The 7,295-nt window shown below is 40.8% G+C and carries 7 protein-coding genes; all 7 read right to left on the reverse strand.

The annotated features are described in order from the left end of the window. Window positions 1-24: 24 nt before the first annotated feature. Window positions 25-852, reverse strand: coding sequence for a glycosyltransferase family 8 protein (locus tag HMPREF2984_RS02605; RefSeq protein WP_049534666.1), 828 nt, complete (start codon window positions 850-852; stop codon window positions 25-27). A 21-nt stretch (window positions 853-873) separates the two neighbouring features. Next, on the reverse strand, window positions 874-1,626 hold the full coding sequence (locus tag HMPREF2984_RS02610) for an SDR family oxidoreductase (protein WP_070670303.1): 753 nt from the start codon (window positions 1,624-1,626) through the stop codon (window positions 874-876). A gap of 32 nt (window positions 1,627-1,658) precedes the next feature. Then, a complete protein-coding gene (locus tag HMPREF2984_RS02615) occupies window positions 1,659-2,495 on the reverse strand; it encodes an energy-coupling factor transporter transmembrane component T family protein (protein WP_003023551.1) in 837 nt (278 codons plus the stop codon). Further along, window positions 2,488-4,167, reverse strand: coding sequence for an ABC transporter ATP-binding protein (locus HMPREF2984_RS02620; RefSeq protein ID WP_070670306.1), 1,680 nt, complete (start codon window positions 4,165-4,167; stop codon window positions 2,488-2,490). Before HMPREF2984_RS02620 ends, HMPREF2984_RS02615 begins: the two co-directional genes overlap by 8 nt. A 10-nt stretch (window positions 4,168-4,177) precedes the next feature. Then, window positions 4,178-4,939 (reverse strand): nucleoside phosphorylase, encoded by a 762-nt coding sequence (locus tag HMPREF2984_RS02625; protein ID WP_070670309.1) that lies wholly within the window; start codon window positions 4,937-4,939, stop codon window positions 4,178-4,180. A gap of 681 nt (window positions 4,940-5,620) precedes the next feature. Further along, the gene (locus tag HMPREF2984_RS02635; RefSeq protein WP_070670312.1) at window positions 5,621-6,166 is read right to left on the reverse strand and encodes an ECF-type riboflavin transporter substrate-binding protein; all 546 of its coding nucleotides are present in this window, start codon (window positions 6,164-6,166) and stop codon (window positions 5,621-5,623) included. A gap of 18 nt (window positions 6,167-6,184) precedes the next feature. Beyond that, a complete protein-coding gene (locus tag HMPREF2984_RS02640) occupies window positions 6,185-7,033 on the reverse strand; it encodes an SAM hydrolase/SAM-dependent halogenase family protein (RefSeq protein ID WP_021001990.1) in 849 nt (282 codons plus the stop codon). Window positions 7,034-7,295: the final 262 nt, after the last annotated feature.

Consider the following 7,295-nt stretch of genomic DNA (forward strand, 5'->3'; position numbering starts at 1 on the left):
CCATTTAATTGGTTGGTTTCGTTTTTATCTGCCAACTTTTCGGCTGCGATGTTGGTAATGCTTGTAAAGTGCAGCATAGCGTCCGTGGTATTCTGTCAGCCAAGGCTTATCTCGACCGCAAAAGTGAAGAAAAACGGTATTCTCAATCATCCAATCCAAGTCCCACTCTCCTTTACTCCGAGCATAATACAGCACATTGTAGCGTGCATCATAATTATACAATTCATCTGGAATTTGAATTGTCAAATGCCCATACAAGGCATTTAGCACATCTTGATCCGGTAAAAAGAGTTTAAAACTATTTTGAGCAATGTAATCCAAAATAGCATCACGCTTCACTTCTCGCCGAATCTCAGCTAGATTCATCAGTAAAACGCCGGAATTGTAATAACTTTCTGCCTCAAAATTCTGCAAACGCATCTTATTGACTAAATCTGTCATATTGTCATCTGATCCATGACTGGCCGCAGCATACAAAGAAGCTCCCAACTCCATTTCATAAAGAGGACAAATGTCGTTCAAACATAAAATATCTGCATCCAAATAAAGAATCCGATCCAAATCTTGAGGAAGGTATTCATGTGCCAGCAAGCGATAGTAGATTGTTTCTGGATACCGATCAGTACTTGGAGCATCTTCAAAAGCTTTTTCACCAATCACAACCGGCTCATAGATGATTCCTAATGCTGCACAAAAATCCTCAATCTCCGCATTCTTTTCTAACAATTGTTTTTGCAAGACAAACACATGCAGCAAAGTTGAAGGTGTATTCAAATAAACTGAATACAAAGTCGTTTTAAATTGCTCGACATAGCGATCATCGATTGAAAACAAAAGGTTTATTTCTGTCATACTCTCCCCATTCTATCTCATCTATTCTTCTCGAAAAACAGGCTGCGCTCCAAATGTTTGTGAAACAGGCATGATTTCAATCCGGTTAATATTGACATGAGGAGGCTGTCCAACAATCCAAGCAACAGTATTGGCAATATCAACTGGCTGAATAGCATGAGCTCCTTCATACAATTTTTCAGCTCGTTGATCGTCCCCTTTAAATCGGACATTTGAAAATTCTGTTCCCTCACAAAGACCGGGTTCAATGTTAGTAACACGAATATGATGTCCTGCCAAATCAGCACGTAAATTCAAAGAAAATTGCTTCACGAATGCTTTACTAGCTCCATAGACGTTGGCCCCTGGATAAGGAACCGTTCCAGCAGTCGAACCTAGATTGATAATCAATCCGCTATCTCGCTCTACCATTTGCGGTAGGATCTGACGTGTTAGATAAACCAAACCAATAATATTGGTCTGAATCATCGTCAGCCAATCTTGCATATCTGCCTCATAAGACTTGTCTAAGCCCAATGCCAGACCTGCATTGTTGACCAAAATATCAATCGTTCGCCAATCCTCTGGCAAACTTTCTAAGGCCTGATCCACGCTTTTTGTATCCGACACATCCATTTGAAGCGGATAAAAATTTTCAAGACCCAACTCCTCTTGAAGTTGTGTCAGCTTTCCCAATCTTCTCGCTGAACCAATCACTCGGTGACCTTCTGCCACCAAGCGACGACAAATAGCTTCACCAAAACCAGCTGAAGCTCCTGTTACCAATGCAATCATTTTCTTCCTCCTATGTACATTTCAATTCTCATTTATAACCAAGGATTGTAAAAGCGACCGTGATTGACAAAAAAGAGTAGGAAGCTCAGCAGTAAAAATAAAATAGCCAGCAAAATCACTTCAATATCCAACCTCTGAAAAGCCTGATAAGTGTACCAAGTCCGCTTTTTATTTTTACCAAAACGCCGCAATTCCATGGCTGTTGCAATCGTATCAATCCGCTCCAGTGAGCTAAAAATCAATGGAATAATGATTTGCAGGTTCCCTTTGATGCGCTGGCTTAATTTTGCTTTTTTGGACAATTCCAGTCCACGCGCTTCTTGCGACATTCTAATCAGGTAAAATTCCTCCTGCAGGTCAGGAATATAGCGCAGCGTCAAACTGACAGAATAGGCAATTTTATAAGGAATTCCGATTTGATTCATACTAGACGCAAACTGACTAGGGTGAGTGGTCATTAGAAAAATAACTGCCAAAGGAATGGTACAGAGATATTTCAAGAACAGATTAAACAGATAAAAGATTTCCTGCGCAGTTACGGTATAACTGCCCAATCCGCTGAACCAGACCGTCTGTTGGCCATAAATCTCCACTCCGTACTGAGGAGCAAACAGATAAACCATGATAAGATTCAAAGCGGCAAAAATACCTGCAAAAGCCAAAACAAACGATACATCTTTAAAATGAATGTTCGACACTCTAAAAAGAAAGAGTGAGCCAATCGCAATGACCAACAGCAAGCGAGTATCGTAACTAATCATCGCTGCAGTTGATACCAAAATGAAAAACAGTAACTTACTCGCTCCGGATAGGCGATGCAAAAAGGTCGTTCCCGCATGGTAACCAATAAGTTTTTGCTGATTAAGCATGGCTTTCCTCCCTTTCTTGCATATAAAATTCTGTTAAAGCTAGTGGATCAACGTTTAATTTCTTAGCCAAGGAAAAGATAGACGTTTCCTTAAGGTTCGCTGCATGAATCAAAGTCTTATCTGTCAAAACTTCGGCCGGTGTTTTGTCTGCCAAGATCTTTCCGTCTAACATCACAACCGCACGGTCAGAATAATCCAGCATCAGCTGCATATCATGCGTAATCATGATAATCGTATGCCCTTTTTGGTTCAACTCATCTAAGAAATTCATGATTTCTGTATAATTGCGTTGATCTTGGCCAGCCGTTGGCTCATCTAAAAGGATAATCTCTGGATTTAACACTAAAATCGAAGCAATGGTCACCCGCTTCTTTTGCCCAAAAGACAGAGCAGAAATGGGCCAATGCCGAAATTCATATAAACCACAGGTTTTCAGCACAGCCAATACACGCTCTTTTATCTCATCTTCTGCAATCCCACGCAACTTCAAGCCCAAGGCAACCTCATCAAAAATCATGGTCGTAGAAATCATCTGATTTGGGTTTTGCAAAACGTAACCAATCCGTTCTGCCCGCTCCTTAATGGAATCGCCTTTGATGTCTCTTCCCTGCCAAGTATAGCTTCCTTCTGTTGCGATAAACTGGCAGAGCGCTTTAGCTAACGTGGATTTTCCAGCACCGTTTTTACCAACAATGGCAATTTTTTCTCCTTTAGAGATTGTAAAATCAATATCTTGTAAAACCTTTTTCTCACCGTATGCAAAGTGGACATTTTTCAACTTCAGCAAATCATCCTGGGCCTGTGGTTTTTGAATAGAGACTTTTTTACCCAAAAACTGAACAGCGGAGACATCTATCTGAGCTAAATTTGCCAACTGTGCAGAATTTTCCAGCTGAAAACCAAGCTGACGCAAGGTAGTCAGATAAAGCGGCTCTCGAATCCCATTTTCGGTTAATAACTGCGTATGCAGCAGGTCATCAGGACTGCCGTTAAAGAGAATTTGCCCGTCATTAATGAGGACAATCCGATCAATAGACCGATACAGCACATCTTCCAGACGGTGCTCGATAACAATCGTTGTCGTTCCTGCTTCCGCATGAATCTGATCAATCAGCTCAATCGTATCCTGTCCCGACTTCGGATCTAAATTTGCCAAAGGCTCATCAAAGAGCAAAATCGGACTTTCATCAATCAGCACCCCAGCCAAACTGACCCGCTGCTTCTGCCCACCAGATAAGTCTTGAGGACGTTGGTGTAACAGCGATAACAAATCCAATTTCTCTGCCCACAAATGAACCTTTTCTCTCATCGTTGGCAAATTAACCATGTCATTTTCCAAAGCAAAAGCCAAATCTTCCGCGACACTCAGCCCGATAAATTGACCGTCTGTATCTTGCAAGACGGTACTGACAAGGTTGGACAGGTCATAAATACTGCTGCCAAACGCAGACTTCCCTTGAATCCACAGATTCCCAGTCATTTCTCCATGATAAATAGTTGGAATAATGCCGTTTAAGCATTGCCCAAGAGTGGACTTTCCCGAACCAGAAGGGCCGACTATCAAGACCTTTTCGCCCTCATAAATCGTCAAATCAACATTTTTCAAGGTTGGTTCTGTCTGCGCTTGATACTGAAAACTAAAGTTTTCAAATTGAATAATTGGTTTTTTCATAGCATGTTCTCTATAAAGCAAGGGCAATTTGCATTGCCAAGTTAGCCACTTTGTCTTTTTCATCTAGGTCTGCATGATTGGCTAAATTGCGCATATCCCAGGCTTCTTCTGACAAGTGATCCGCCGCATAAAAGAAATGGCAAACGGAAATCTCACGAAAAGCTGCCAAAGCTGCAACTGCTGAACATTCCATGTCTACACAAACAGCACCCATTTCTTTTCGCTTACGGAGTTTCGCAGCCGTTTCCCGATAAATACCATCTGTCGTCCAAACTTTCCCAGTCGAATGGGAAATCTTGTTTTTCGTTAAAAAAGAAAGCAGAAAATCCCGCAAACCGACATTTACTTCTATCTCATCAGAAGCCGGCAGGTAATGATAACTGGTCCCTTCATCACGAATAGCCGCATGAGGAACAATGATAGACGTTTCCCTAATCGTTTCATCTAAAACACCACATGTTCCAAAAAGAACCAGCTTCTTCATTCCAAAGGCAATCAAATCTTCCAAAATAGCGATACAGGCAGCCGCCCCTACTGGTGAATTAAACACGGCGATTGCCTTACCTTTTATAACAACCTTGTAAATGGGAATCTCAATATTTGCCATGGAAGTGGAGGTCAATAACTCATGCTGAAAATCAGCCAGCATGCGCTTAAAGGTCTCACGGGCAAAGCAAGACACCACTATTTCTGGAAAATCTGGCAACGCCTCAACCAAATCTTCTGGATTGATAATCGCCTGACGGTTTTCATCAAATTCCTCTAAAATCATCCACTTCTCCTCTTGTACTTACTCATTCTATTGTAGCATAAAAGAAAATAAGATGAAAATCAATTTTGAAGTCCGCTAACACTGCCGCAAAATTAAACCTTGAACGTGAAAAAAATCTGACCAAACAAGAAGCGTTCAGCTTCCTGCCAAACCCTACACGGTTAATGAGAAAGTGCGACAATGGTTAAAATGCTCGACTCGATCGACGAAGCAAACCAAAACTCGTTGAGACTATCGACCCAGTCAACGAAGCAAACTAAAACTCATTAAAAGTATCGACCCGGTCGACGGGACAAACAAGAACTCGTTTCTTCTGTCTGAGCCTCGAACGACATGAACCAAAATCAGTTTGCTCCGTCCGAACCTCGGATGACATGAACTAAAACCAATTTGCTCCGTCTGCCCCTCGGATGACATGAACTAAAACTAGTTCGCTCCGTCTGAGCCTCAGAAAGCTTACCCAGACAATATTTTCCGTATTAGGTGCTTTCTTAAGCCTAAAAGCAAATGAAAAGCTCCATCATAGGGCATTTTGCCATTATAAAGTAAGAAACTGAGGCAAAAATGCTCAGCTCCTTTGTTTATATAGTTTATATAGTCATCAGAATTATAAGACGCAGTGGTGAGAATAGGAAAAAACATTTTCAAACCTTCGCTCCGTCTCACTCCCGCTTCCTGTCACTAATCTTTTTTCAAACTTCCTGATTTGGTTTGCGTGCGGGCATAAGCTAGCAAAAGCACTGTTCCTGCAATAGCAACCGTCAAACCATTAGAAATCGTTGCAACAACGCCCTGTACAAACACCTTGTTTGCAGGCTCATTGTAAATCAAAATATCACCTAGCGGCGCAATGACAATCCACACCACAGCATTGGCCAACAGTTGAATTACATTGAACGATACAATATCTTTTGCTTCAAAAATACCTTGCACAACACGGATTCTTTTCCGAAACAGTCCAACAATCAAGCCAAACAAACCGCTGGCAATCACCCATGACCACCAAGGATTTCCATATTGCAAAGAGTCCTTTAAGGCATGCCCGATGAAACCCGTTAAAAATCCAACAATCGGACCAAAAATCACGCTAAACAAGGCCTGCAAAGCATACTGCAATTGAATGCTCGTATTTGGCACAGGAGTTGGAATACTAATCATTCCAATAACGACGAAGAGAGCTGCACCAATCCCCGTTGCGACAACACTTCTTATTGAATTATTTTTCATAATAATCTCCTTTATTATTTATTTTTCAATCCGCTTGATTTCAATACTCCATTGCGCTCCGACTCCTACATTATAGGCCTTCGCAAAAGACCCCTGATTGATAGCAAGACCAACACGATAAAGAGAATTGATATACAAAATAGGCTGACCAATCCGTACATCCGCAAAAGATTTCCCATAAGTCACCTGGTTCTGATAGACCAGCATATCGTTATTATAAATCGTGACCTCAAACCGATTACCAAATTCAGGACTAAGAGTATAAAATTCCTCACGTGTAATAGACGTCCATAGCGAACCAAAACGAACATCTAAAATATCAATAGCCCCACTAACAAAATCATTCCCAATTGTCGTTTCCACAACAGGAATTTCTACAATTTCATCTATACTTAATTCTGGGCCCACTTCTTCAAATGTAATGTGTCCGCTTGCTAACTTCGCACCAGTATAAGCATAAACATCTCGGCCATGAAACGTGTAAGAATGTTCCGTATTCTTCCGCCGGTTTTCCACTTCCGAAATCTCACGAATCGCTAGAATTCCCACATGTTTCTTGATAAACGAAAGTGTCCCATTATTTGGCGTGACAATATACTGATTTTGTACAGTTTTGGCAACCACGCTTTTACGCTTAGAACCGACACCTGGATCCACAACGGATACAAACGTTGTCCCTTCCGGCCAATAATTCACCGTTTGAAACAAACGATAGCTTCCCTCAAAAATATTATAAGGCGTAATATCATGGGTCAAATGATGTATTTTTAACGTTGGGGATTCCTCTAAAGCCACACCGACCATTGCCGATACAGCCCCATCTACCAAACCAAAATCTGACTGTAATACCAGTAAATTATTCTGCATTTTCTCTCCTTTATTACACTTATATCATAACATAAATTAAGTTTCTTATCCATATCTATTTTTTATCACGTTGATAAATACTCTCTATAGCTATTTGCCCATATCCCCCAATAACTAAATACAGAATAGCTACTTTAACAAAAAATATCATTCTAATTCAAACTTGGTACAAATCTCTAATATTAAAAAATAACATTAACCCGTGGTGCTAGTTAAACTCAAAACACCATAAAAAGCCCATTTGGACTATACTGTAAGTGAC

The sequence above is a fragment of the Streptococcus sp. HMSC066E07 genome, from assembly GCF_001814695.1.
Lineage (GTDB): Bacteria > Bacillota > Bacilli > Lactobacillales > Streptococcaceae > Streptococcus > Streptococcus hominis.